The organism is Methylobacterium sp. JK268 (assembly GCF_054052225.1).
In genome coordinates this window covers 57,976-81,594 of the sequence record NZ_JBSVZN010000004.1, presented here as the reverse complement: position 1 = coordinate 81,594, position 23,619 = coordinate 57,976, and the positions used below count along the sequence as shown (strand labels likewise).

The following is a 23,619-nucleotide window of genomic DNA, read 5'->3' as shown; positions in this document are numbered from 1 at the left end:
CGCCGGCGCCCCGGTCACTCCGGGCGCTCCCGCAGCAGGATCTCGATCCGCCGGTTCTCGGCGGCCAGGGGATCGGCGGCGTTGCGCGGCCGGCGGTCGGCATGGCCCTCGATCCGCACGATGCGGGCCTCCGGCACGCCGCCGCGGATCAGCATGTAGGCGGCCATCTGGGCGCGCGCGCTCGACAGGCGCCAATTGTCGTAGGTCTCCGACTTGAAGGGCCGGGCATCCGTGTGGCCGCGCAGCACGATCTGTCCGGGCCGGCCCGCCACCACCTTGGCGATCTTCTCCAGCGCCTTGACCACCTTGGCCTGCGGCTCGGCGGAGCCGATGCCGAACATGCTGAAGTTGAGCTCGTCCGTGATGCTGATGAGGATGCCCTCGCCGGTCTTCCGGACCTCGATCGCGGGCGCCGGTGCCCCGGTGGCGAGGGGCTGGACCGCCTTCATGATCTCGGCCTTCATCTCCGCCGCGGCGGTGTCGGCCGCGTCCGCCGCCTTGGTGTCGGCGGGTTTGGCATCGGCGGGCTTGGCGTCGGTCGGCTTGGCCTCCGCGAGCTTGGTCTCGGCGGGTTTGGCGTCCGGGCGCTTGAGGTCCGGCGGCTTGATCAGGTCGGCGATCTCCTTCGGCACCAGCTCGGTGCCGGGCTTGCCCTCCCGCGGCAGGGCCCGCGGCGCCTTGGCGTCGACGCGCCCGTCCCGCGGCGCCTTCGTCACGGTGTTGATCGGGCCGGGCGCGTCGGTCCGCGTCTGGGCGAGGGGCGAGACCTGCCAGTAGAGCGGGTCGAAGGGGTCGCGCGCGGCCTCGCCGCCGGCCACGCCGGGCTGACCGTCCACCGCCACGGCCGCGTCCGGCGAGGAGGCGTCGCCCGGGCGCTCCGCGTCGGCTTCGGCGGCGAGCTTCGCCAGCACCGCGTAGGGGTCCTGGAACAGGGCGGCCTCCTTGGTGCGGCTCGCCGAGCCGCTGCTGCCGGCCTGCGCGTCCTTGCCGCCGTCCTTGCCGCCGCTCTTGCCCTCGTCCTTGCCCTCCTGGCGCTTCATCGGCTCGCCGCTGTCGCTCGCCTGGCCGGTCGGGTCGCGCAGACCCTTCCGCTCCGGCGTCATGTCGGCGAGCCGGACCGGGTTGAAGTAATCGGCGATGGCGCTCTTCGTCTCCTTGCTGGTCGCGTTGACGAGCCAGAGCACCAGGAACAGCGCCATCATGGCGGTCATGAAGTCGGCGAGCGCGATCTTCCAGGCGCCGCCGTGATGTCCGTCCTCGTGGTCGCCGTGGCGGTGGACGATGATGATCTCGTGGTGCTCGTCGGCCATCTCAGCCCTCCCGGACGGCGGTGGCGAGCAGGGCGCTCCAGGCGGCGAGCTGCGTCTCGATCACCGCGTCCTCCGCCGTGACGGTCAGGTCCGGCCCCTCGCCCGGCGCCAGCGCCAATCCCTCGGCAAGCGGGCCGAGGGCGGCGGCGAGCGCCGCGAGAAGGTCCGGCGGCCCGCTCACGCGCAGCGCCGGCTTGGCGGAGTCGGCGAGGAGGCGCGCGATCGCCTCGCGCAGCTCGGACACGGCGCGGGCGCGCAGGGCTTCGTCCAGCACCGGGAGGAGCAGGTGGGCGACGCGCTCGGTCAGGCGGCTCTCCAGCCCGTCCATGGCCCGCGCCAGCGCCTCGGCCAGGACCCGGCCCTCGCGCTCGGCCCAGTCCCGGCGGGATTCTCGCATCTGCTCGTCGGCGATCGCCTGCGACTCGGCGAGGGCCGCTTCGAGGGCGGCGGCGGTCTCGGCGGCGGCCTGGGCGCGGCCGAGACGGCGGCCGCGCTCCTCGGCCTCGCGCAGAAGGGCCTCCCGGTCCTCCGGGGGCGGGGCGGGCGGCGCCGGCTCGGCCGAGCGGCGCGCGGAGCGCAGCAGCACCGCGAGGGGGGCCTCCGCCTCCACCGCCGAAGCCTCGGCGGAGAAATCCGGCAGGTGTCGGGCGAAGACCGCGCTCATCAGGCCGCCTCCTCACGCATCAGCCAGCGCTTGAGGATGTTGGCGGCCTGCTCCTCGTCGAACTCGATCATCTGCTCCAGCTTCTTCTGCGGCGAGGCGTGCATCCGGTTGGTGAGGTCGTCGATCAGGCTGGCCATCACCGGCGGGGCGAGCTGCCCGGGCAGCGCGCCGCCCTCCGCGAGCGCGGCCGCGTTCCCGCCCGCCTCGATGAGGCCGGCCGCGGCGGCCGCCCCGATGGCGCCGGTCATGCCCTCGGCGCCCGGGAGCGCCGGGACGCCGCCCTCGCCGGCGAGCGCGGCGGTCTCCTCCTGCGCCGCTCCCGGCACCTCCAGGATGGCGCGCAGGGCCGGCCGCAGGCCGAACCAGATCAGGAGACCGGCGACGACCAGGATCGTGGCCGCGTTGATCAGGGTGGCGGACTGGCGCATCAGCACCTCGCTGATGCTGAGCGGCGGCACCGGCTCGAGGGCCGCGCCGTCGTTCACGAAGCCGACGGCCGCGACCTTCACGTGATCGCCCCGGTCCTTGTTGAACCCCGCCGCCGAGGCGACGAGCTGCTCGATCTCCGTGACCTGCTGGTCGACGCCCTTGGTCCCGGCATTCGGGCCGGCGAGGGTCTCCAGCCGCGACTTGTTCACCAGCACCGCCACCGACATCGACTTGATGCCGTAGCCGTCGCTCACGGTCTGGATGGTCTTCTGGGAGATCTCGTAGTTCGTCAGGTCCTCGCGCTTCTGCGATTCCGTGCTCGACGTGTCGTTGCCGTTCGAGCTGGTGCGCTGCTGGCCGGGGATGTTCTGCTGCGCGGTGGTCGGCGGCTGGGCGCTGCGGTTCTGGGCGTTCTCGGATTCGCGGGTCGCCCGCACCGAGCGCTCGACCCGCTGATCGGGATTGTAGATCGTTTCGTTCGTGCTGGTCTTGTCGGTGTTGAGCCGGGCCGCGACGCTGACCTCGAAGTTGCCGACCCCGAGATAGGGCGTGAGGGTGCGGCGGATGTTGTCCTGGATCTCGCGGTTCACGACCTTTTCCAGGCTCGCCATCTTGCCGGTCGAGGCGTTCGTGACGTCGTCGCCCGAGAGGAGCAGCGTGCCGTCGGTGCCGATCACGGTCACGCGGTCGGGCTGCATGCCGGGGATCGCCGAAGCGACGAGGTGCCGGATGGCCTGCGCGCCGCTGGCATCGTCGGCCGGCTCGGTGCGCACCACCACCGAGGCGGAGGCGGGCTGCTGCTCGCGGCGGAAGGAGCCCCGATCGGGGAGCACGATGTGGACGCGGGCGGCCTTGACGCCCTTCATGGTCTGGATCGTGCGGGCGATCTCGCCCTCCAGGGCGCGGACCCGGGTGACCTCCTGCATGAACGAGGTGAGGCCGAGCGAGCCGAGGTCGTTGAAGAGCTCGTAGCCCGATTTCGAACTCTGCGGCAGCCCCTTCTCGGCGAGGAGCATGCGGGCCTGCGCGGTCTGCCCGTAGGGGACCAGCACGGCGGCGCCGTCCGAACTGACGTCGAACGGGATGTTGGCGTCCTTGAGCACGGACCCGATGCGGCCGACATCGTCGCGGCTGAGCCCCGTGTAGAGCGTCTCCTGGGCCGGCCGGCTGAGGTAATAGGCGCCGAGCCCGACCGCGAGGAAGACGGTCAGGCCGATGACACCGAGCGCCGCGAGGCGGCGGGCGCCCAACTCGACGATGTTGTTCCAGAGCCTCTCGGCGTGCTCGCGACCTGGCATCGGTGAACGGGTCTCCAGCGGTGGCGCGGGATGGCGGATCCGGGCCCATGTTGCGGGTCAGCCTTGCGCGGAGGTTGCGGAGGCTGCCGGGGCGGAAGGGAGCCTCATGACCGCGGCCGGGAGGCGCGGCCTCCGTCGGCCGCCAGGGGCGATGCGCGTGGGGGGACGTGACGTGAGCCAAGGATCGGCGGTGGAGGCTCGCGCGTGGCGCGTGGGATGCCGACGCCTCCGGCCGCGTGCGCCGAGCGGTGCAACCGTGCGGCCGGGTATCGACAACGAAGGGCGAATGGCGGTGCGGTTAGGCCGCTCGAACTAGCCTCACTCCGGATCTCGCCTTCGCCCCCAGCTATTGTTAAGATTCAACCCAGGGAGGCGGCCGTTCTCGCGATCACGTGAAGGCCGACAACGTCATGATGTGGGTCGGCATCGCCTATCTGGCTGGCATCCTGTGGTTTCTGCACCAGTTCGAGCGGGCGCCCGAACTGCCGCACCATCCCTGATCCGCCGGATCTCAAGCATTAAGCCAGCAGAATGAGAACGAGCCTGTAGGCGCCCCACGCGCAGCCGGCCATCCAGGCCGTCGCCAGCGGGGGGGCGAGGGCCAGCATGGTCAGCGCCACCGCGCTTCTCAGGGACGCATGCCGGCGGATGTCGGGCAGGGGCACCGCGAGCGGCGGAGCCGTTTCACGCTGAGGCATGGCGTCCGTTCGGCCTGAGAGTTTCGCACGTGATTCGTAATCGATACGACGTGTAGACCGGACGCTGTGCTCTGACAATCCGAATTGATGTGGTCCGATGTCGCCGGAAGTCGGGCTCGTCTCAAATATGTCTTGAATGTTGCGTGGCTTGATTGCTGGATCGTGACAACGCTTCGGCGGCGATCCGACGGGTCGGCCTCGCTCCGGATCGCTCGCAGGGCATCACAAGGCTCGACCGACGCCAATCGAGCTGAAGGCCGGTCGATTTTATCCTCTCGGGTGATGGTGAACCACAGCATCAAACCCGGCTCATGGCAACAAACCCATCTCCTCATGCTGAGGTGCGACCGAAGGAAGCCTCGAAGCACCCCAGAACAGCGTATCCAAGGTACTCTTCTCTTGGATTGACGGTTGGTGGTGCTTCGAGGCTGCTGCGCAGCACCTCAGCATGAGGAGTGTTGTGTTTTCCAGAAACGTTCAGTTGATGAGTCGGGCACGACGATGTGTGCGCACGGGAGCCCACTCGGGAGAGGGGTTCCGCGCGCCATGACATCTGGGCCGGGACACCTCCCATCTCGCAGCCATGACAATGCCTTACGAGACCGTTCGATTTAGAAATACGAGCGCACCAGCCCGCTCACCAGCAGGTTCCACCCGTCGATCAGCACGAAGAACAGCACCTTGAAGGGAAGCGAGATCACGGTCGGCGGCAGCATCATCATGCCCATCGACATCACCACGGTCGCCACGATCATGTCGATGACGAGGAAGGGCAGGGCGATCAGGAAGCCCATCTCGAAGCCGCGGCGCAGTTCCGAGATCATGAAGGCCGGGATCAGGATCCGCAGATCGACCTTCGCGCCGGCCTCCGCCTTCGGGAAGTTCCGGCTGGCGAGGTCGGCGAAGGTCTGCAGGTCCTTCTCGCGGACATGGGACTGCATGAACTCGCGGAACGGGTCGGCCACCTTGCCGAAGGCCTCCTCCTCGCTGATGCGGTTCTCGGTGAGCGGCCGCACGCCGTCCTGCCACGCGCGGTCGAAGACCGGCGCCATCACGTAGAAGGTCATGAACAGCGCGAGGCTGACCATGAACAGGTTGGCCGGCGTGCTCTGCAGCCCGAGCCCGGAGCGCAGGAAGGACAGGGCCACGGCGAAGCGCGTGAAGCTCGTCACCATCACGAGGAGGCCCGGCGCCACGGAGAGGACCGTGAGGAGCGCGACGACCTGGATGATGCGGCCGCTCGCGGTCCCGTTGCCGGCCGGCAGCAGCGCGTCGAGGGACGGGAGCCCGGTGGCGCCCTGCTGCTGCTGGGCGAGCGCGGCGCCGGCGAAGAGGAGCGGCAGCGCGAGCCCGAGGAGGGCCGGGAGGAAGCGTCGCATGGAAGGGATCCGGGTCACTGGACGATCAGGGTCTCGACGACGAGTTCGCGCACGGCGCCCTTCGTCCGCGCGAGCACGCGCTCGTTGAGATCCTCGCGCAGGTGGAGGAGGCCGCTCGCCCCCTGGATCTGGGCGAGGGAGACGGTGCGCAGATAGGCCAGGATGTCCTGACGGATCTCCGCCACCGCCACGTCGGGGTTCGGCACCGACCCGGTCTTGTAGATGATCGAGCCCTCGAAGCGGACCCAGGAATCCCCGGAATCCGCGAGGTTCACCACGAGCGGGCCGACGCTGCGCGTGCCGAGATCCCCCGTATAGGTCAGGACCTTCTCGGCGCGGTCGCGCTGCTCGGCCTGCTTCTTGTCGACCGCCTTCTCGACGGTGGTGAGGAGGTAGTAGCCCAAGCCGCCGCCGGTCCCGCCGGCGATGAGCGTCAGCAGGGCGACGGCGGCGAGGCCGCCCTTGCCCTTCTTGGCGGCCTTGGGATCGGTGGGTGTCTCGGCCATCGGCACGGTTCCGGGTCCGGGAGCCCGGGACGGGCTTCCGGCCCGGGGTCTCCGACCCGGGCGTTGTGACGGCCGGAGCTTGCGCGAGGCAGGTGTCCCGGCGTGCCGCTGCGTCAGAACGGCGAGACCATCTCGAAGATGCGCGCGCCGATCGCCGGATCCTGCACGTCGGTGATGCGGCCGCGGCCGCCGTAGGAGATCCGCGCCTCGGCGATCTTGTCGTACGCGATGGTGTTGGTGCGGCTGATGTCGCGCGGCCGCACGATGCCCGCGACGGTGAGCACGCGCACCTCGCTGTTCACGCGCACCTCCTGCGAGCCGCTGATCATCAGATTGCCGTTCGGCAGGCACTCGGTCACCACCGCCGCCACCGACAGGCTGAGGTTCTCCTTGCGGTCGATGGTGCCGTTGCCCTTGGTCTCTGTGTTCGAGCGGATCTTGGCGTCGGCCGTCGCCGAATCCTTCACGCCCGAGACCCCGTAGCCGAAGTCGAAGCCGACGCCCGAAGCCTGGGTGCGGGAGCGGTCGGTGGCGTTGTCGAACTGCGCCTTGTCGTTGATCGAGATCGCGACCGTGATCACGTCCCCGACGGTGCGGGCGCGCGGGTCCTGGAACAGGTCGGCGGCGCCCGTCGACCAGGTCGAGTTGTAGCTGTGGCGCTGGTTCGCCGCGAAGGTCGTCGGCAGCGGCTCGCGCGGGGCGGCGAGGCCGGTGCCCACCGGGGTCAGGAGCGGGGGGCGGCCGAGCGGGTCGAGGGGCTGCGCGCAGGCGCCGAGCGCCGCCACGGCCACGCAGGTCAGGAGGCGCTTCATCACGATTTCTCGTCGTCCTTCGGCTTCTTACTGGCGTCCGTCATCAGCCGGGCGAGCTGGGCGGCGCGGGACGCCTCCATCTCGGCCAGGATCGTGCTCGCCGCGCGGGCATTGAGCTTGGTGAGGATGGCGGCGGCCGCCTCGGCGGGCATGTTGGCGAGCTGCAAAGCCGCGGCGTCCGGGCGCATCTTCATGTAGATGCCCACCACGGTCTCGTCGGCCTTGGCCAGGAACGCGTCGCGGCGGCGCAGCCACTCCTCGTACTCGGCGCGCTTGGCTTCGAGTTTCGCGATGCGCTCGTCGACCTGCTTCTGGAGCGTCTCCAGGCTCTGCTTCTGCCACGCGAAGCGGGCGTCGGCCGCCGCATCGATGATCCCGGCGCAGTAGGGCGACGGCTTGGCGGCTGTGCCGGCCTCCTGCGCGGCGGCCGGGGCCGCCGCGAGGCAGGCGGCGAGGGCGAGGAGGTGGGCGGGTCTCATTGCACCACGAGCTCCGCCTGGAGGGCGCCGGCGGTCTTCACCGCCTGCAGGATGGCGATGATGTCGGTGGGCTTCAGTCCGACCTGGTTGAGGCCCTTCACGAGGGTCTGGAGATCCGAGCCGCTCATGATGGCGACCTTGCGCTCCTGCTCCTGCGCGGCGACCTCGGTGCGGGGCACCACCACGGTCTCCCCGTTGCGCGAGAAGGGATTCGGCTGGGAGACCTCCGGCGTCTCGGTGACGCGGACCGTCAGGTTGCCGTGCGTGACCGCCACGGTGGAGATCTGCACGTTGCGCCCGATGACCACGGTGCCGGTGCGCTGGTCGACGACCACGCGGGCGGGGGTATCGGGCTCGACCAGCAGGTCGCCGATCTCCGCGATGAAGCGGGTCTGGGCGATCTGCACGGGCCGGGTGAGCGCGATCGAGCGCTGGTCCCGCGGCAGGGCGACGCGGCGGCGGAAGCGCCGGAGCGCGTAGGCGTTGATGGCGTCGGCCACCACCGTCGCGGTCTTGAAGTCCGGGTTCTTCAGTTCGAGGACGAGCTGCGGCAGGTCCTGGAACGCGCCCGGCACCTGTCGCTCGATCATGGCGCCGTTCGGGATCCGCCCCGCGGTCGGCACGCCCTGGGTGAGCGCCTCGGCCTGCCCCTGCACCGTGAAGCCCGACACCGCCATCGGGCCCTGCGCGGCGGCGTAGACCTGCCCGTCGCCGCCCGAGAGCGCCGTCATCAGCAGCGTGCCGCCCTTCAGGGAGGTCGCATCGCCGAGCGAGGTCACCGTGACGTCGATGCGCGAGCCCACCGTCGCATAGGGCGGCAGGTCGGCCGTCACCATCACGGCCGCGACGTTGCGCGTGCGCAGGTTGCGGTCGCGGACGTTCACGCCCATGCGGTCGAGCATGGATTGCAGGGATTGCTCGGTGAACTGGGCGTTGCGGAGCGTGTCGCCGCTGCCCTGGAGGCCGGTGACGAGGCCGTAGCCGACGAGCTGGTTGTCGCGCACGCCCTGCAGGGTGGCGATGTCCTTGATGCGCGTGCCCGCAAGGGCCGGCGCGGCGACGAGCGCGAGGAGCAGGGCGGCGGCGAGCGCGCGGATCCGGGCCATCAGCGCAGGTCCCCGATCCGGACGCGGCCATCGCCGAGGACGGTGCCGACGACGATCCGCCCGGTATCGGTGTTGCGCACCCGGATGACCTCGCCGAGGCCGCCATTCTGCAGCGGCGTGCCGAGCGTGGTGATCACCAGCCCATGCTCCTCGAAGACGATGGTGGTCGGCGTGCCCCGGCTCACCAGGCGGGGATCGTCCACGGCGTTCACCGGCACCGGCTCGCCGGGCAGCAGCGTGCGGCGGGCGACGCGGCCGACGATCGCGAGCGGCGCGTCGATCACCGCGGTGCGGGCCTGGAAGGTCGGCGGGAAGGCCTGCATGCGCAGCATCGTCTCCTTGATCGCGTCGCCGGGGTAGATCGTCACGCTCGGCACCGGCAGCAGGAGGTCGGGCATCCGCTCGGGCGCGGGATCGGGCGGCGCGCCCTGCGCATGCGCCGCGGCCGTGATCGCGACGCACGCCGCGGCGGCGAGGACGAGTGCGCGGGCGCGCCGGATTCGACTGCTCATGACCATCGTGATCGCGTCCTCGACTGCACACGTCCGGGCGGCTGCGCCGGCCGACCAGGAGGCCGGTGCGCGGAGGATCCGCGGCCCGGCAGGGCCCCGGCGGGGCCGCGCCGCCGCCTCCGGCTGGGGCCGACGCGCCGGCCTAGCGGATCCCCTTCGACACCGTGCCGGCCATCTCGTCGGCGGCCTGGATCACCTTCGAGTTCATCTCGAAGGCGCGCTGGGCCGTGATGAGGTTCGTGATCTCCTTGACCGGATCCACGTTCGAACTCTCAAGGTAGCCCTGCTGGATCTTGCCGAAGCTGATGTCGCCCGCGACGCCGGTCACGGGCGCGCCGGAGGCGGCGGTCTCCCGGTAGAGGCCGTTGCCGAGGGGCTCCAGCCCCGACTCGTTGGCGAAGTTCGCGATCGAGAGCTGGCCGAGGAGCACCGGGTTGGTCTGCCCGTCGACCTTGGCGTAGACCTGACCGGACTGGTTGACCACGACGTCGACGGTGTTGGCCGGGAACAGGATCGCCGGCTCGACGAGGTGGCCGTCGAGCGTGACGAGCTGACCGGTGGCGCTCTTGTTGAAGGAGCCGGCCCGCGTGTAGTTCACCTCGCCGTTCGGGTTGGTGATCTGGAAGTAGCCGCGCCCGTTGATCGCGAGGTCGAGGTTGTTGGAGGTCTGGGCGAGCGGTCCCTGCTTGGTCAGGCTGCGGATCGCGGCCGCGCGCACGCCGAGGCCGAGCATCGCCCCCTCCGGCACCGCTTCCTGCCCGGTCTGGTTCGGCACGCCGAGCTGGCGCTCCGCCTGGTAGAGCAGGTCGGTGAACTCGGCGCGCGAGCCCTTGAACCCCGTCGTGTTCAGGTTGGCAACGTTGTTGGCGATGACTTCGAGGTTGAGCTGCTGGGCATTCATGCCCGTGGCGGCGATCGCGAGCGCTCTCATGTGGCCGTTGTCCTCAGATCGTCATGCGACTGATTTCGAGATAGGCGGAGACGACCTTGTCGCGGATGGCGATCGCGGTCTGCAGGCTCTGCTCGGCGGACATCACCGCCTCGACGACCTGCTGCGCCGAGGCCTTGCCCTGGAGGCCGGAAATGGAGGCGGCCTCGCCGGCGCGCAGGTTGTCGCGCACGCCGGAGGCGAACTGGGCCATGACGTCCCCGAAGGACGGGCCCGCCGGCACGGCGGCCGGCGCCGGCCCGAGGACGCCCTGGAGGAGCCCGGTGGACGACGATCCGGAGACCGGCCCCGCCCGGTCGATGAGCGCATTCAGGGATGCGACGGCCTCGATCATGGCGGCAGCCTCAGGTCTTCAGGAGATCGATGACGCTCGCCACGAGGGAGCGGGCCTGCTTGATCATCTGCAGGTTGGCCTCGTAGGAGCGGTTGGCCTCGCGCATGTCCGTCATCTCGACGAGCACGTTGACGTTGGGGTACTTGACGTCCCCGTTCGCGTCGGCCGCCGGGTTGCCGGGGTCGTGCTCGACGCGGTAGGCCGAGCGGTCGACTCCGATCTCCCGCACCTTGACGTTGGCCGCGCCGACCGCGCGATCGAGTTCGGTGCGGAAAGAGATCGTCTTGCGCTGGTAGGGGTCGGAGCCGGGCTCGTTGCCGGTCGACTGGGCGTTGGCGATGTTCTCGGCCACGACGCGCAGCCGCATGGACTGCACTTCCATCCCGGAACTGGAGAGGCGGGTCGCCGCCTGGAGCGGATCGATCACGAGCCGCTCCTCACGCTCGACATCAGCATCCGGTGAAAGGCCTTCACCACCGAGGTGTTGAGGTTGAAGTCCCGGGCGATGTCGTTGGACTTCAGCATCTCCTGCTCGAGGCTGACCGTGTGGCCGCCCTCGATCGGATCCCAGCTGTCCGCGTTCTTGCTCTTGGCGGCGGCGGCGACGCCGCCGGCCTGCAGGTGGGCGCCGTTCGTCGCCGCGAGATCGAGGCTGGTGCGCGCCAGCACGCTCGCGAAGGGGGCGAGATCGCGCGCCTTGTAGCCGGGCGTATCCGCGTTCGCGATGTTCCCCGCGACGGTCGCCTGCCGCACCGAGAGGTACTGCGCTTGCCGGGACGCGAGGTTGAAGAGGTAGACGCCGCTCACTGCCGGGCCCTCGGAACCATCATGGCTCCGAGATCTAGGCAGCCTACCTTGCCTGGGGCTGGCGGGTGGCTGGCCGCGCGCGGCTGCCGCCCGGCGGCCTCAGGACACGACGCGCAGCGGCTTCTCCAGCACCCGCAGCACCTGCGCGAGGTCGTGGCCGCGCTTGAGGATGCGGCCCGTCTCGGCGATCACCGCGTAGGCGCCTTGGCGGCGGGCGAGGCGCGGGTCCTTCTCGATGCGGTAGAGCGGGCGTTCCGAGGTGCGGCGGTGGATCGCGAAGACCGCCTTCTCGCGGGTGAAGTCCATCGTGTAGTCGCGCCACTCCCCCGCCGCGACCATGCGGCCGTAGAGGTTGAGGATCTCGCGCAACTCGCTGCGATGGAAGGACACGGGCGACGGGGTGGACCGGGGGAAGGGGACGATCCGGGCCTCCGCGCCCGCCGCGCGGCTATCCGCGCTCTCTCCCTCTGTCATCGCTCCTCCACGCCTCCGCGGGCCACCCGGGCGGGTCCCTCCCCGGCATGATGGGATGCGCCTCACGCGGCCGCAAGGGCGGCGAGACGGATCACGTTGCCGGCTTTCAACACAATTGCTCAACGCGACCCAGATCCCGCGCGCGGCCATCGTTTCGCCCGATTCGAGCCTTCGGCCGGCCGCGAAGCAGGGCTATGTCGGATGGGACCTCTCGGCCGGATTCGCCCGTCCCGGACACCCGGTGCCGGTCGGTTCCGGCCTCCTCCAGAGGTTTCGAGACCCTTCCTTGGGACCGCCTCTCCGGAGTGCGGTCTCTTTTTTGAGGGCGCTCCGGGCGGCGGGGGCGCTCAGCGTTCGATCAGCAGCCCCTCGTCCGGCAGCCGCGATTGCCAGCCGTGCCGCGCCAGTTCGGGATCGGCATGCTCCTCCTGCGGCCAGCCGACGCACAGGTAGGCGACGAGGCGCCACGCCTCCGGGACGGCGAGGAGGGGGGTGAGCGGCGCGGGGTCGAGGATCGAGACCCAGCCGACGCCGAGCCCGCGGGCGCGGGCCGCGAGCCAGAAGGTGTGGATCGCCAGCACCACCGAGTAGCGCAGCATCTCCGGCATGGTCGCCCGGCCGAGCCCGTGGCCGTCCGCCGTCGCCTCGTCGCAATAGACCGCGAGGTGGACCGGCGCCTCGCGCAGGCCCTCCAGCTTCAGGCGGCGATAGGCTCCGGCCCGTGCGTCCGGATAGGCGCGCGCGGCGGCCTCGTTGCAGCGGGAGAAATTGGCGAGGACGGCCTCCCGCCGGGCGGGATCGCCCACACGGACGAAGCGCCAGGGCTGGCTGTTGCCCACCGAGGGGCTGAGGCGGGCGAGCGCGAGGCAGGCGCGCAGGTCCGCCTCGACCACCGGGTCGGGCCGGAAGCGCCGCACGTCCCGCCGCCACGCGACGAGGTCCGCGAGGCGGTCGCGGAAGGCGGCGTCGAAATCCGGGCGCCCGGGCCCGGTCACGCGCGGGTCAGGTCCGCGAGCAGGCTCGCCGCCACGGAGACCTTCGACACGGTCAGACCGGAAGCCCCGATGGCCGCGATGGCGGTGCGGATCCGCGCCAGGGAGGCGCCCCGGGCCGCGCTCCAGGCCTCGACCGCGGCTTGGCCCTGTTCGCCGGTCGCGGCGGCTTCGGCGGTGAGCGCCCGGTGGGCCGCCGCGATGCCGGCGACGGCCCGCTCGAGGGCGATGCGGTCGAAGGTGTCGGCCACCGGCACGGAGCGGGCCGCGCGGATGAGCGGGCTCAGCCGGAAGAGCTCCTCCAGGGCGAAATGCGTCGCGGCGATCGCCGCGGGCGGCCGGCCCGTGGATTCCGCGACCCGCACGATGTCGGGGGCGGCGCCGAGTTCGGCGAGCGCCGCGAGGCGGGCGGCGAGATCCTCGGGCACGCCCTGGTCCGCCAGGGCGCGGCTGCGCTTGGCCAGCGCCTCGCGGGCGCCCGCGGGCAGCACCTCCGCCAGGGCGGCGCCCACCGCCGCGATCCCGTCGCGGTAGCGCGCCACCACGGCCTCGATCCCGCCCTCGCCCTCCGCCAGCGCCTCGTTGCGGATGAACCAGACCATGCGCTGGCGCAGCAGGTCCTGCAGGTCCGCGAAGAGGGCGAGCTGCTGGGCGCCCGACAGGATGCCGTCGAGGCCGTCCACCGCCCGGTTGAGGTCGAGGAGCCCAAACGCGTCGCGGGTCACCGCGTAGGCCGCCGCGATGGTGGGGGCCTCGGCGCCGGTCTCGTCCGCGAGGCGGCTGACCAGGGTCGGACCGCCGCGGTTGATGATCGCGTTGGCGAGCCCCGTCGCGATGATCTCGCGCCGCAGGCGGTGCTGGGCCACCGCGTCGGGGTAGCGGGCGAGCAGGACTGGCGGGAAGTAGCGCTCGAGTTCCCGCGACAGGTAGGGGTCGTCCGGCACCGGGCTGTCGAGGAGCGCGTCCTTCAGGGACAGCTTGGCGTAGGCGAGGAGCACCGCGAGTTCGGGGCGGGTGAGCCCCTCGTCGCCCTGGGCGCGCTCGGCCAGGGCCGCGTCGGAGGGCAGGAACTCCACCGAGCGGTCCAGGCGGTGCTCCGCCTCCAGCATCTGCATCAGTCGCGTGGCGAAGCCGTTCTCGCCCGCGCCCTGGCGCTGGGCGAGCGAGAGGGCGAGCGTCTGGAGCTGGTTGTTGCGCAGCACGAGGTCGGCCACCTGCCCGGTCATGCCGGCGAGGAGCGCGTTGCGCGCCTCCGGACCGAGGCGGCCGTCCCGCTCCGGCGTGGTGAGCGCGATCTTGATGTTCACCTCGACGTCCGAGGTGTTCACCCCGGCCGAGTTGTCGATGGCGTCGGTGTTGAGCCGGACCCCCCGGCGCGCCGCCTCGATGCGCCCGCGCTGGGTCAGGCCGAGATTGGCGCCCTCGCCGATGACCCGCGCGCGGAGCTCCGCGCCGGTGATCCGGATCGCGTCGTTGGCGCGGTCGCCGGCCTCGTCGTCGCCCTCGGACGAGGCCCGCACGTAGGTGCCGATGCCCCCGAACCAGAGCAGGTCGACCGGTGCCCGCAGGATCGCCTGCATCACCTCGGCGGGGGTGGCCTCCGGGCGGTCGAACCCGAGACGCGCGCGGATCTGGGGCGAGAGCGGCACCGTCTTGGCCGAGCGCGGGAAGACGCCGCCGCCGGCCGAGATTGTCGCGCGGTCGTAATCCGCCCAGGAGGAGCGTGGCAGGTCGAACAGCCGGCGGCGCTCGGCGAAGGAGGTGGCCGGGTCCGGATCGGGATCGAGGAAGATGTCGCGGTGGTCGAAGGCCGCCACGAGCTTGAGCGAGCGCGACAGCAGCATGCCGTTCCCGAACACGTCGCCCGACATGTCGCCGACGCCCGCCACCGTCACGGGCTCGCTCTGGATGTCGACGTCGATCTCCCGGAAGTGGCGCTTGACGGCCTCCCAGGCGCCCCGGGCGGTGATGCCCATCGCCTTATGGTCGTAGCCCTGGCTGCCGCCCGACGCGAAGGCGTCGCCGAGCCAGTGCCCGCGCTCGATCGAGATCGCGTTGGCGATGTCCGAGAAGGTCGCCGTGCCCTTGTCGGCCGCCACCACCAGGTAGGCGTCGTCGCCGTCGTGTCGGACGGTGTCGGCCGGCGGCACGATGGCGCCGTCGACGATGTTGTCGGTGACCGCCAGGAGCGTGCGGATGAAGATCCGGTAGCTCTCGGTCCCCTCGGCGAGCCACGCCTGCCGGTCCGAGGCCGGCGGCAGGCGCTTGGGGAAGAAGCCGCCCTTGGCGCCCACCGGGACGATCACGGCGTTCTTGACCTGCTGCGCCTTCACGAGGCCCAGGATCTCGGTGCGGAAATCCTCCGGCCGGTCCGACCAGCGCAGGCCGCCGCGGGCGATGTAGCCGAAGCGCAGGTGCAGGCCCTCGACCCGCGGCGCGTAGACGAAGATCTCGAAGAGCGGCCGCGGCAGCGGCATCCCGTCGACCCGCGCGCAGCGGAACTTGAACGCGATGGTCTCGGGCGGCAATCCGTGCGCGGCGACCTGGAAGAAGTTCGTGCGCTGGGCCGCCTCGACGAGGTTCACGAAGCGCCGCAGGATACGGTCCTCGTCGAGGCTGGTGACGGCGGCGAGCGCCGCCTCGATCTCGGCCCGGATGGTCTCCTGCGCCGCCCCGCGGTCACCCTGGGCGCGCGGATCGAACCGGGCGTAGAACAGGGCGACGAGCTTCTCGGCGATGCCGGGATGGCGGCTCAGCGTCGCCGCGAGGTAGTCCTGCCCGTAGCGGATGCGCAGCTGGCGCAGGTAGCGCCCGAAGGCGCGCAGCAGCGCCACGTCCCGCCATCCGAGGCCCGCCTCCAGCACGAGGCGGTTGTAGGCGTCGGACTCGGCGAGGTCGCGCGCGATGGCGAGCAGCGTCGCCTCGACCGGCCGCTCCAACCGCGCGAGGTCGACCGGGCCGCCGCCGGCCCGCTCCAGCAGCATGTCGTGCAGCCAGATGCCGTCCGCCTCCGGCGCGCCCGGCCGGCCGATCAGGAAGGTGCGCTCGTCGATGACGCGAAAGCCGAGATTCTCGAGAACCGGCACCCGGTCCGACAGGGGCAGGGCGGTCGCCTGCGAGAACACCTTGAGGGCGACGCGGGTCTCGGGGTCGCCCGCCCGCCGCAGCAGCGCCACCGCGCGGGGCCGCTCCGGGGAGATCCGCTCCAGGATGGCGATGTCGGGGATCGCGTCCCGGCTCGCATAGGCGTCCCGGTATCCGGGCGGAAAGGCCTCCGCGTAGTAGCTGCCGAGCGCCCGGGCCCGCGTCCCGTCCATGGTGTCGGCGAGCGCCTCGCGCAGGCTGTCGGCCCAGGTGCGCGAGAGCGCCGTCACCTCGGCTTCCAGCTCCGCCGGATCGATCTCCGGCGGGGTCTCCTCGCGCCGCCCGATCACGATGTGGAACCGGGCGAGGGGCCCCTCGGGATAATCCGGGTAGACCGCCGAGATGTGGCCGCCGAGACGGGCGGCGAGGTGCGCGCTGATCCGCTTCTGGAGGGCGGCGTCGGTGCGCTCCTTCGGCACGTAGACCAGGAGCGAGACGAAGCGCCCGAACTTGTCGGGCCGCGCCAGCACCCGCACCCGCGGCCGCTCGGCGAGGGACACGATCGCGAGCGCGAAGCGGCGCAGCAGGTCCGGCTCGATCTGGAAGAGGTCGTCGCGCGGATAGGTCTCGAGCACGTGGAGCAGCGAGCGGGCCGCGTGGCTGGTCGGGTCGAGCCCGGCCTCCGCCACCACCCGCGCCACCTTCCGGCGCAGGTAGGGCACCTCCTCGGCGCGGCTGGTGTAGGTCGTGCTCGCGAAGAGGCCGACCACCCGCAATTCGCCCGCGACCTGGCCGGTCTCCGAGAACAGCTTGATGCCGATCATGTCCAGGTGGGTGCGCCGGTGCACCCGCGAGATCAGGCTCGCCTTGGTGATGATCAGCGCCTCGGGGCGCTCCAGGAAGGCGCGGATCTCGGGCGTCGCCGCCACCATGGTGCGGCCGCGCCGCAGCACCTCGACGGCGCCGTCGCGCAGGATCCCGAGCCCGGTCCCGCGCACGCCGCGATACTCGGCGCCCTCGCCCAGGCGGTACTCGCGCATGCCGAGGAAGGTGAACTCGTCGGCGCGGATATAGGCCAGGAAGGCGCGCGCCTCCGCGACCTCGTCGGGCGGCAGGGTCGCGGGGGCCGAACCGTAGGCCGCGGCGGCCTCGTCGAGCCGCGCCAGCATGGCCGGGTGGTCCTCGGTGGCGACGGCGACGTCGGCGTAGACCTGAGCCAGCGCGTCGACGAGGCCTTGGCGCTCGCCCTCGTCGTCGATCCGGTCGAGGTGGACGTGAATGAAGCTCTCGCGGCTGAGCGCGCCGCCCTGGCCGGCGGTGGTCTCGCCCGCGAGGCGCAGGAGGGCGCCGTCCGGACCGCGCTCGACCGCCAGGATCGGGTGGGCGACGAGGCGGGGCGTGTAGCCCCGCGCCACCAGTTCCGCGAGGGTGGAGTCGAGCAGGAAGGGCCGGTTCGGGTTGATCGCCTCTAGCACGGTGACGTCGCGGCGGCGCCCGTCGCGCTCGACCACCACGTCGTTGAGCCGGATCGCGGCCCCGGCCTCCGGCGGCCGGGCGGCCGCGAGGTGTTGGCGGGCCGCCAGCGCTAGGTCGGCCAGGGTCTCGGGCGCGTAGGCGTTGAGATCCTCGGGGGGCACCCGGCCGAACAGGTCCCGGACGAAGTCGCCGGGCTCTCCCCGGCGCTCCGCCGCCGAGGCGGCGGCTGCGATGAGATCGGTCCGGCTCGCTCGCGCTTCCGGAGTCGCGGTCGACAGATCCACGGCACGTCCCTCCCGCCGAGGTGTCAGCGGCCGAGGGGTTCGCACGAACCTGTATGGTCCGCAACCCTTGCGTCTCGTCCGCATCCTGCCGCCGGTTTATAGCTCGACGACTGCGACAGGGAGAGACCAGTCATGGACAGGCGGGACGGGGCCGGCGCGCCGAGACACAAGAGCCGCGGCGCGAAGGACGAGGTCGGGGAGCGCCCCCGCGCCCAGGAGACCGATGGCGGCGTTACGGCCCTCGACCTCGATCCGGCGCCCGACCTGCCGGAGCACCTCGCGGCCTATTTCGACAAGTGCCGGGAGAAGATCGGCTTCGTGCCGAACGTGCTCCTCGCCTACGCGCACGACGCCGCCAAGCTCGACGCCTTCGTCACCTTCTACAACGACCTGATGCTCGCGCCGTCGGGCCTGTCGAAGCTGGAGCGCGAGATGATCGCCGTGGCGGTGTCGAGCGTGAACCGCTGCTACTACTGCCTCACCGCGCATGGCGCGGCGGTGCGGACGCTCTCGGGCGATCCGGTGCTCGGCGAGATGCTGGTCATGAACTACCGCGCCGCCGACCTCTCGGGGCGCCACCGGGCGATGCTCGACTTCGCGGCGGCGCTGACCGAGGCGCCCTGGACGATCGAGGAGGAGGACCGGGAGGCCCTGCGCGACGCGGGCTTCACCGACCGGGACATCTGGGACATCGCCGCGGTGGCGAGCTTCTTCAACATGACGAACCGGATGGCCTCCGCGGTCGACCTGCGTCCGAACCGCTCCTACCACGCGGATGCGCGGGCGTTGCCGGAGGGGTGAACCCGGCCTCCCCTCGACCCCTCCGGGAGGCCGACGCCGTCCATCATCGCGGGTGACGGCTCCCGGAGCCCGTCCGGGCCGCGTCACCCGACATAGGTGTAGCCGATGTAGCGCTTCGCCTCGATCGGGTCGTAGCCCAGGCGGTCCCGCAGCTTCTTGCGCAGCTTGCTCACGTGGCCCTCGACCACGCTCTCCTCGACGTCGTTGCTGTAGACGCCGTAGATCGCGTTGAAGATCTGGGCCTTGGTCAGCCGGCGGCCCCGGTTGCGCACGAGGTACTCGAGGATCGTCCGCTCGCGCCGGGGCAGGGCCAGGACCGCGCCGTCGACCTCCGGGTCGCGGCCGTCGAAATGCACCTTCAGCCGCTCGGGCTGGTCGCCGGCGGGGCTGGTCTCCCCGTTGACGCGGCGCCAGATCGCCTCGGAGCGGGCCAGGATCTCGCGCACGTGGACCGGCTTGCCGAGGACGTCGTCGATGCCTGCCGTGAATAGCGCCAGGGTGGTCTCGAGGGAACGGACCTCGCTCAGCGCGATGATCGGCGCGCGCGACTGGCGGCGGATCAGCCCGGCGCAGGCGACGCGGTCCTCGAAGTCGCCGAGCAGGAAACCCTGGATCGCCTCGATGTCGCCCGACGAGGCGGCGCTGAACCAGTTCCGGAACTCGTCGCCCACCAGTCCGAGGGACGACACGCCCTCGCGCTCGAAGCCCGCCGCGTAGCCGCTCGTTACCGTCGGCCGATCATCGACGAAGATGTACATGGATGGGAAACCCGATGAGTCATCCTCGGCGGCGGACCATCTCCGTCCATCCGATGTCCACGCGCGACGCTTCCCCTGCGGCCCGAGGCCGGGGAGACGCGAAGGACTGGCGTTGACGGGGGATCGAGGAGGCGATGGGAGACCGCAACCAATTCGTTACGATGATGTCCGGGTCACGTGATTCGGTCAATGGCGGCGATGCAACACCCCGCGGCATCGCTGCCACGGGGCGATCCCGGTCACGCCGTCCCGACCCGCGCGTCCGCGAGCGTCCGGGCGAAGCGGTCGATGTCGAGGTCGGGCGCGGAGGCCGCCAGGATGCGGTCGATGGCGACGCCCACGTAGGTGCCGTCGAGCACCAGCTTGAAGAACACCGTCACCGACCCGGCGCCGAACTCCATGTCGAGGACCACGGTCGGCGAGCGGCCCCAGGAGAAGTTGACGTCGGCCGCGTCGGCGTAGGTCAGGGTCGCCTCCTTGTAGAAGGGCTCGGCCGAGGAGGCGACGAGGTCGGCGATGTTCCCGTGGCGGTCGTCGCGCACCCACCCGATCAGCACGCTGCCGTCGAGGAGACAGAACTCCGCGATGAAGTCGCGGATCTCGTGCGCGAAGACGCACTCGGCGGCTTCGAGGAGGCGGGTCGTGGCCGGCATCCCGGGGTGCATGTCAGAGGCAGGGGCCATCATCGCGACCTCGCGAACACATAGAACAGGATCTGAGCCACGGCCCGGTAGAACTCGGCCGGAATCATTTGATCGACCTGGACACTATCGTACAGCGACCTTGCCAGAGGCTTGTCTTCGATGACCGGGATCCCGTTCGCCTCGGCGATTTCGCGGATCTTCAGAGCGATGAGGTCCTGGCCCTTGGCGACGACGAGCGGCGCGGCGTTTTCGTCGCGCTCGTAACGCAGGGCCACCGCGAAGTGGGTCGGGTTGGCGATCACCACGGTCGCCCGGGGAACGGAGGCGAGCATGCGCTTGCGCGAGCGGTCCTGCGCCAGCGAGCGCAGGCGCGCCTTGACCATCGGATCGCCCTCGGTCTGCTTGTGCTCGTCCTTGATCTCCTGGCGGGACATCCGCAGCGAGCGCTGCCAGCGCAGGCGCGCCCAGAGCAGGTCGGCGGCGACGAGGACGATCGTTGCGATGCTGACCGCCGAGACGAGGCGGATCGCCATCGACAGGATCAGTTCGGGGACCTGGCTGGGATCGACACTCATGGCGTTCACGACTTTGTGCCGCTCGGAGCGCAGCAGCAGCAGGGAGACCACACTGATCGTCAGGAACTTAAAGAGCGATTTCAGGAACTCGACGAAGCCGGAGCGGCCGAAGATCCGGCTCCAGCCGGCCATGGGCGAGACCCGCGACCATTTCGGCTGGATGCGGTCGCCCACGAAGCGGGGCAGGTTCTGGGACATCGAGGCGGCGAGGCCGCACACGATGAAGATCGCCACGAAGGGCAGCAGGAACCGGCCGGCCGCCATGATCACGGCCTGGATCAGCAGCGTCGCGTCCCGCCCGTTCTCCAGCGTGAAGCCGCGCGGCTGGTCGAACAGCGGGACGAAGTCCCTCGCGAGCGTCGCGGCCTGACCGCGGACGAACAGCGTCAGCCCGATCAGCAGCCCGAGCACCGAGGCCAGCACGGAGGCTTCCCGCGAGACCGGGACGTCGCCCTTGGCGATCGCGTCCTGGACGCGCCGCTCGGTCGCGCTCTCCGTTTTGCTCTCGGGGTCGTGATCCTCGGCCATGCGGCGTCACCGTCCTCGGCCGCTCGGGAAGACGACGTGCTCGGGATCAGCGGATGAGGGCATCGTCCTCGCTCTCGCTGTTGATCTCGATCTCGCCCCGCCCGGCCATGTCGAGGGCGAGGTCCGTGATCTCGCGGCGGGCGTCGAGCACGTCGCGCTGGGCCGCCGGCTCGCCGCCGTTGAGCTCGTGCTCGATCATGCGGCGCACGCGGGCCGAGAGCGCGCCGAGCACCGTCTCGCGGAACTCCGCGGGAGTGCCCTTGAGGGCGAGGACGAGGCGGTCGTTCGGCACCGCGTCGAACAGGGTGGTGCGGGCGCGGGGCGTGAGCTTGACGATGTCCTCGAAGGTGAACAGCAGGCCCTTGAGGATCTCGGCGGATTTCGGCCGCGACTCCGACAGGCTCGACAGCACATCGTCCATGTGCTCGCGCTCCATCTTGTTGATGATGTCGGCGATCTTGGCGTGCGTGTCGGCGCCGGCGTTGCGCGCGAAGTTGACCATGAGGTCGTCGTTGATGATCTTCTCGATCTGGCGCAGCGTGTCGTCGACGATCGGCTTGAAGGCGAGCATCCGCCGCATCAGCCCGTTCCGGAGCGGCTGGGGCAGGTGGCTCATGACCTTGGCGGCGGCGGTGGGCTTGATCTTCGACAGGATCAGCGCCGCGGTCTGCGGGTGCTCCTTGACGAGGTAGCTCGCCAGCACCGTCTCGGACACGCCCGACAGGCGCTCCCAGACCGACCGCTTCGAGTTGTTGCCGCGCACCTCGGCCAGGATGTCGGCGATCTGCTCGGGGGGAAGCAGCCCGGTGAGGAGCTTCTCGACCTCGTTCACCGTGCCGAACAGGTTGGCGCCCTTGGAGAACTCGCCCAGGAAGGCGTCCACCAGGGTTTCGAGGATCTCCGCGTTGATCGGGCCGAGGCTGACCGCCGCCCGCGTGATCAGCTTGATCTCGTCCTCGTCGAAGTACTTGAGGAGACGTCCCGCCGCCGGCTTGCCCATGGCGAGCAGCAGGGTCGCGACCTCGTCCACCGCGCGCAGGCGCCGCGGAGGGCCGCCGCGGATCGCCAGGGGAGCCGCCGTCATGCCGACCTCTCCGGTCCTAGGACGCGTTGTCGGAGGTCGGGCCGACGATCTCCGTCAGCGAGACGCCGAAGCGGGAATTGTCCTCCTCGACCACCACCACCTCGCCCCGGGCGATCACGCGGCCGTTCACCATCACGTCGACCGGTTCCCCGACCCGGTGGTCGAGGGGGACGATGGCGCCGCGCCCGAGCTTCATCAGGTTGGCGACCGGCATCGTGGCCGAGCCGAGCACGACCTGGATCAGCACCGGGATGCGCAGCACCGCGTCGAGGTTGCGGCCGGCGCCGATCGACTCGGCGGATCGCTGCGGCGCCTCCGGGGTGATGGAGGCGAAGAGGGCGTCGGCGTGGCTCGCGGGCACGTCGGTGACGTCGTCGAACGGGTTCTGGCTCATCGGAACGGGTCTCGCGGCGCGGGCGGGGTGGGGTCAGAGGGTCAGGGTTGGGGGCGACCGCCGGTCGGGCCGGCGGCGAGGCGGCGCTGCCGGGCGTCGAGCTCGCCGATCACCCGGCGGCCCTCCTCGATCTTGGCGGAGAGCGCCTCCAGGATCTCGCGGCCCTCGCCCGAGAAGCCGCGGACCGCCTCGCCCGCCTGGGCGAGGGCGTGGCTCGTCTGCGCGAAGGCGTGCCCGTACTCGGCCTGGACGCGGTCGAGGCGCTTGAGCTTGAGGTACATCGGCACCACGCACAGGCAGGTCAGCACCAGGGCCCCGAGGAGGATCCCGTCAACGAGAGAGGACGCCATCCATGAATTCCTTATCCTGGTCGATCTCGTCTTCGATCCGCAGCACGTAGGTGCCGTTGGCCTGCCCGACCTGGCACCAGAACAGCGGCTCGTCCTTGCTCTCCAGCTTCACGCGGCTCTTGGGCGTGGCGTCGAGGGTGAGCACCTGCCCGACCTTCAGGTTCGCGATCTCGCCCAGGGTGAGCGTGCGCTCCTCCAGGACGGCGTGCAGCGTGACCTCGGTCTTCTTGACCTCGGTCGAGATCTGACGCTCCCAGCGCGGATCCCGCGAGGTGGATTCGCCCGTGAGCACCTTCGAGAGGGCTTGGCGCATCGGGTTGAGGACCGATTGGGGAATGATCAGGAACATCTCGCCGCCCCGGTTGAGCGCCTGCAGCAGGAACTTGGCCGCCACCGCCTTGTTGGAGCGCCGCCCGATGATCGCGAAGTCCATGCGGGTCTCCGTCCGCTCCAGCTTCAGGGTCGCCACGGAGACGAGCGAGAAGGCGGATTCGAGCGCCTTGCCGATCTGCTCCATCGTCATCTGGGCGATGCGCAGCTCGATGCTGGAGAAGTTGCGCGCCTCCTCGACCGGCGGCTCCGAGCCGTCGGCTCCGAGCAGCACCTCGACCATGGTGAAGACGAAGTCGCGGTCGAGCCCGACCAGGACGTGCCCGTCCCATTGCGGCGAGTAGAAGATCCCGACGACCGCGTTCGCCTCGTAGGGCTCCAGCATGTCCCCGAACATCCCGCTCTCGACGCTCATCAGCGAGTAGAAGATCGGCGAGACGGCGAGGTGCTTGAGGTTGTCGGCGCAGGCGGTGGCCAGGCGGTCGAAGATGACGTTGAGCATCGGCAGCCTGTCGGGGGACAGGCCGGAGGCGTCGAGGAGGCGGTCGCGGACGTCGGTCAT

General features: G+C 70.9%; 25 protein-coding genes. 1 reads left to right on the top strand and 24 read right to left on the bottom strand.

What is annotated here, in order from left to right; genetic code table 11:
* Window positions 1-14 precede the first annotated feature (14 nt).
* From ACW9J6_RS05985 to ACW9J6_RS05905, 17 genes are all read right to left on the bottom strand, one after another.
* Complete coding sequence (locus ACW9J6_RS05985; protein WP_457115532.1) at window positions 15-1,310, bottom strand: MotB family protein; 1,296 nt, start codon at window positions 1,308-1,310, stop codon at window positions 15-17.
* Between the two features lies 1 nt (window position 1,311).
* Window positions 1,312-1,974 carry a hypothetical protein gene (locus ACW9J6_RS05980; RefSeq protein WP_457115531.1) on the bottom strand — a complete coding sequence of 221 codons (663 nt, stop codon included), beginning with the start codon at window positions 1,972-1,974 and terminating at the stop codon, window positions 1,312-1,314.
* Window positions 1,974-3,701: a flagellar basal-body MS-ring/collar protein FliF gene (gene fliF, locus ACW9J6_RS05975; protein ID WP_457115530.1), complete on the bottom strand. Its 1,728-nt coding sequence runs from the start codon at window positions 3,699-3,701 to the stop codon at window positions 1,974-1,976. Before fliF ends, ACW9J6_RS05980 begins: the two co-directional genes overlap by 1 nt.
* 518 nt (window positions 3,702-4,219) lie before the next feature.
* Window positions 4,220-4,399: a hypothetical protein gene (locus ACW9J6_RS05970; RefSeq protein WP_457115529.1), complete on the bottom strand. Its 180-nt coding sequence runs from the start codon at window positions 4,397-4,399 to the stop codon at window positions 4,220-4,222.
* 611 nt (window positions 4,400-5,010) lie between these two features.
* The gene (fliP, locus tag ACW9J6_RS05965; protein ID WP_457115528.1) at window positions 5,011-5,778 is read right to left on the bottom strand and encodes a flagellar type III secretion system pore protein FliP; all 768 of its coding nucleotides are present in this window, start codon (window positions 5,776-5,778) and stop codon (window positions 5,011-5,013) included.
* Between the two features lie 14 nt (window positions 5,779-5,792).
* Window positions 5,793-6,284 (bottom strand): flagellar basal body-associated FliL family protein, encoded by a 492-nt coding sequence (locus tag ACW9J6_RS05960; RefSeq protein ID WP_457115527.1) that lies wholly within the window; start codon window positions 6,282-6,284, stop codon window positions 5,793-5,795.
* Window positions 6,285-6,397: 113 nt separating this feature from the next.
* Entirely contained in the window at window positions 6,398-7,096 is a 699-nt protein-coding gene (flgH, locus tag ACW9J6_RS05955; protein ID WP_457115526.1) for a flagellar basal body L-ring protein FlgH, read from the bottom strand.
* The gene (locus ACW9J6_RS05950; protein WP_457115525.1) at window positions 7,096-7,575 is read right to left on the bottom strand and encodes a MotE family protein; all 480 of its coding nucleotides are present in this window, start codon (window positions 7,573-7,575) and stop codon (window positions 7,096-7,098) included. Before ACW9J6_RS05950 ends, flgH begins: the two co-directional genes overlap by 1 nt.
* A complete protein-coding gene (flgI, locus tag ACW9J6_RS05945) occupies window positions 7,572-8,681 on the bottom strand; it encodes a flagellar basal body P-ring protein FlgI (protein ID WP_457115524.1) in 1,110 nt (369 codons plus the stop codon). Before flgI ends, ACW9J6_RS05950 begins: the two co-directional genes overlap by 4 nt.
* Entirely contained in the window at window positions 8,681-9,199 is a 519-nt protein-coding gene (gene flgA, locus ACW9J6_RS05940; RefSeq protein ID WP_457115523.1) for a flagellar basal body P-ring formation chaperone FlgA, read from the bottom strand. The genes flgI and flgA overlap by 1 nt, the downstream gene beginning before the upstream one ends.
* Before the next feature lie 136 nt (window positions 9,200-9,335).
* Window positions 9,336-10,124 (bottom strand): flagellar basal-body rod protein FlgG, encoded by a 789-nt coding sequence (gene flgG, locus ACW9J6_RS05935; RefSeq protein ID WP_457115522.1) that lies wholly within the window; start codon window positions 10,122-10,124, stop codon window positions 9,336-9,338.
* A gap of 13 nt (window positions 10,125-10,137) precedes the next feature.
* Window positions 10,138-10,476 carry a flagellar hook-basal body complex protein FliE gene (locus ACW9J6_RS05930; RefSeq protein WP_457115521.1) on the bottom strand — a complete coding sequence of 113 codons (339 nt, stop codon included), beginning with the start codon at window positions 10,474-10,476 and terminating at the stop codon, window positions 10,138-10,140.
* A 10-nt stretch (window positions 10,477-10,486) separates the two neighbouring features.
* Window positions 10,487-10,900 carry a flagellar basal body rod protein FlgC gene (gene flgC / locus ACW9J6_RS05925; protein WP_457115763.1) on the bottom strand — a complete coding sequence of 138 codons (414 nt, stop codon included), beginning with the start codon at window positions 10,898-10,900 and terminating at the stop codon, window positions 10,487-10,489.
* Window positions 10,900-11,283, bottom strand: coding sequence for a flagellar basal body rod protein FlgB (gene flgB, locus ACW9J6_RS05920; RefSeq protein ID WP_457115520.1), 384 nt, complete (start codon window positions 11,281-11,283; stop codon window positions 10,900-10,902). The genes flgC and flgB overlap by 1 nt, the downstream gene beginning before the upstream one ends.
* A 99-nt stretch (window positions 11,284-11,382) precedes the next feature.
* Window positions 11,383-11,757, bottom strand: coding sequence for a DUF2794 domain-containing protein (locus ACW9J6_RS05915; RefSeq protein WP_457115519.1), 375 nt, complete (start codon window positions 11,755-11,757; stop codon window positions 11,383-11,385).
* Window positions 11,758-12,104: 347 nt separating this feature from the next.
* Window positions 12,105-12,752: a 5,6-dimethylbenzimidazole synthase gene (bluB, locus tag ACW9J6_RS05910; protein WP_457115518.1), complete on the bottom strand. Its 648-nt coding sequence runs from the start codon at window positions 12,750-12,752 to the stop codon at window positions 12,105-12,107.
* Window positions 12,749-17,593, bottom strand: coding sequence for an NAD-glutamate dehydrogenase (locus tag ACW9J6_RS05905; RefSeq protein ID WP_457115517.1), 4,845 nt, complete (start codon window positions 17,591-17,593; stop codon window positions 12,749-12,751). The genes bluB and ACW9J6_RS05905 overlap by 4 nt, the downstream gene beginning before the upstream one ends.
* A gap of 132 nt (window positions 17,594-17,725) precedes the next feature.
* On the opposite strand from ACW9J6_RS05905, the gene ACW9J6_RS05900 reads away from it, so the two are divergent.
* Window positions 17,726-18,394 (top strand): peroxidase-related enzyme, encoded by a 669-nt coding sequence (locus ACW9J6_RS05900; protein ID WP_457115516.1) that lies wholly within the window; start codon window positions 17,726-17,728, stop codon window positions 18,392-18,394.
* Window positions 18,395-18,477: 83 nt separating this feature from the next.
* Here ACW9J6_RS05900 and ACW9J6_RS05895 read toward each other — a convergent pair whose 3' ends face one another.
* From ACW9J6_RS05895 to ACW9J6_RS05865, 7 genes are all read right to left on the bottom strand, one after another.
* Entirely contained in the window at window positions 18,478-19,152 is a 675-nt protein-coding gene (locus ACW9J6_RS05895; protein WP_457115515.1) for a winged helix-turn-helix domain-containing protein, read from the bottom strand.
* 239 nt (window positions 19,153-19,391) lie between these two features.
* Complete coding sequence (locus ACW9J6_RS05890) at window positions 19,392-19,835, bottom strand: hypothetical protein (RefSeq protein WP_457115514.1); 444 nt, start codon at window positions 19,833-19,835, stop codon at window positions 19,392-19,394.
* A complete protein-coding gene (flhB, locus tag ACW9J6_RS05885; RefSeq protein ID WP_457115513.1) occupies window positions 19,835-20,899 on the bottom strand; it encodes a flagellar biosynthesis protein FlhB in 1,065 nt (354 codons plus the stop codon). Before flhB ends, ACW9J6_RS05890 begins: the two co-directional genes overlap by 1 nt.
* Window positions 20,900-20,945: 46 nt before the next feature.
* Window positions 20,946-21,983, bottom strand: coding sequence for a flagellar motor switch protein FliG (locus tag ACW9J6_RS05880; RefSeq protein WP_457115512.1), 1,038 nt, complete (start codon window positions 21,981-21,983; stop codon window positions 20,946-20,948).
* 16 nt (window positions 21,984-21,999) lie between these two features.
* Window positions 22,000-22,377 (bottom strand): flagellar motor switch protein FliN, encoded by a 378-nt coding sequence (fliN, locus tag ACW9J6_RS05875; protein ID WP_457115511.1) that lies wholly within the window; start codon window positions 22,375-22,377, stop codon window positions 22,000-22,002.
* 41 nt (window positions 22,378-22,418) lie between these two features.
* Window positions 22,419-22,727 (bottom strand): hypothetical protein, encoded by a 309-nt coding sequence (locus tag ACW9J6_RS05870; protein ID WP_457115510.1) that lies wholly within the window; start codon window positions 22,725-22,727, stop codon window positions 22,419-22,421.
* A complete protein-coding gene (locus ACW9J6_RS05865) occupies window positions 22,708-23,619 on the bottom strand; it encodes a flagellar motor switch protein FliM (protein ID WP_457115509.1) in 912 nt (303 codons plus the stop codon). Before ACW9J6_RS05865 ends, ACW9J6_RS05870 begins: the two co-directional genes overlap by 20 nt.

Coding starts and splice junctions, on each gene's coding strand:
- flgA (WP_457115523.1), bottom strand. CDS start 9,199: ATGGTCATGAGCAGTCGAATCCGGCGCGCCCGCGCACTCGTCCTCGCC.
- ACW9J6_RS05930 (WP_457115521.1), bottom strand. CDS start 10,476: ATGATCGAGGCCGTCGCATCCCTGAATGCGCTCATCGACCGGGCGGGG.
- flhB (WP_457115513.1), bottom strand. CDS start 20,899: ATGGCCGAGGATCACGACCCCGAGAGCAAAACGGAGAGCGCGACCGAG.
- ACW9J6_RS05870 (WP_457115510.1), bottom strand. CDS start 22,727: ATGGCGTCCTCTCTCGTTGACGGGATCCTCCTCGGGGCCCTGGTGCTG.
- ACW9J6_RS05895 (WP_457115515.1), bottom strand. CDS start 19,152: ATGTACATCTTCGTCGATGATCGGCCGACGGTAACGAGCGGCTACGCG.
- fliP (WP_457115528.1), bottom strand. CDS start 5,778: ATGCGACGCTTCCTCCCGGCCCTCCTCGGGCTCGCGCTGCCGCTCCTC.
- fliF (WP_457115530.1), bottom strand. CDS start 3,701: ATGCCAGGTCGCGAGCACGCCGAGAGGCTCTGGAACAACATCGTCGAG.
- ACW9J6_RS05970 (WP_457115529.1), bottom strand. CDS start 4,399: ATGCCTCAGCGTGAAACGGCTCCGCCGCTCGCGGTGCCCCTGCCCGAC.
- ACW9J6_RS05880 (WP_457115512.1), bottom strand. CDS start 21,983: ATGACGGCGGCTCCCCTGGCGATCCGCGGCGGCCCTCCGCGGCGCCTG.
- flgI (WP_457115524.1), bottom strand. CDS start 8,681: ATGGCCCGGATCCGCGCGCTCGCCGCCGCCCTGCTCCTCGCGCTCGTC.
- ACW9J6_RS05890 (WP_457115514.1), bottom strand. CDS start 19,835: ATGGCCCCTGCCTCTGACATGCACCCCGGGATGCCGGCCACGACCCGC.
- fliN (WP_457115511.1), bottom strand. CDS start 22,377: ATGAGCCAGAACCCGTTCGACGACGTCACCGACGTGCCCGCGAGCCAC.
- ACW9J6_RS05980 (WP_457115531.1), bottom strand. CDS start 1,974: ATGAGCGCGGTCTTCGCCCGACACCTGCCGGATTTCTCCGCCGAGGCT.
- ACW9J6_RS05950 (WP_457115525.1), bottom strand. CDS start 7,575: ATGAGACCCGCCCACCTCCTCGCCCTCGCCGCCTGCCTCGCGGCGGCC.
- flgG (WP_457115522.1), bottom strand. CDS start 10,124: ATGAGAGCGCTCGCGATCGCCGCCACGGGCATGAATGCCCAGCAGCTC.
- flgH (WP_457115526.1), bottom strand. CDS start 7,096: ATGAAGCGCCTCCTGACCTGCGTGGCCGTGGCGGCGCTCGGCGCCTGC.
- ACW9J6_RS05985 (WP_457115532.1), bottom strand. CDS start 1,310: ATGGCCGACGAGCACCACGAGATCATCATCGTCCACCGCCACGGCGAC.
- ACW9J6_RS05960 (WP_457115527.1), bottom strand. CDS start 6,284: ATGGCCGAGACACCCACCGATCCCAAGGCCGCCAAGAAGGGCAAGGGC.
- ACW9J6_RS05865 (WP_457115509.1), bottom strand. CDS start 23,619: ATGACCGACGTCCGCGACCGCCTCCTCGACGCCTCCGGCCTGTCCCCC.
- ACW9J6_RS05915 (WP_457115519.1), bottom strand. CDS start 11,757: ATGACAGAGGGAGAGAGCGCGGATAGCCGCGCGGCGGGCGCGGAGGCC.
- ACW9J6_RS05900 (WP_457115516.1), top strand. CDS start 17,726: ATGGACAGGCGGGACGGGGCCGGCGCGCCGAGACACAAGAGCCGCGGC.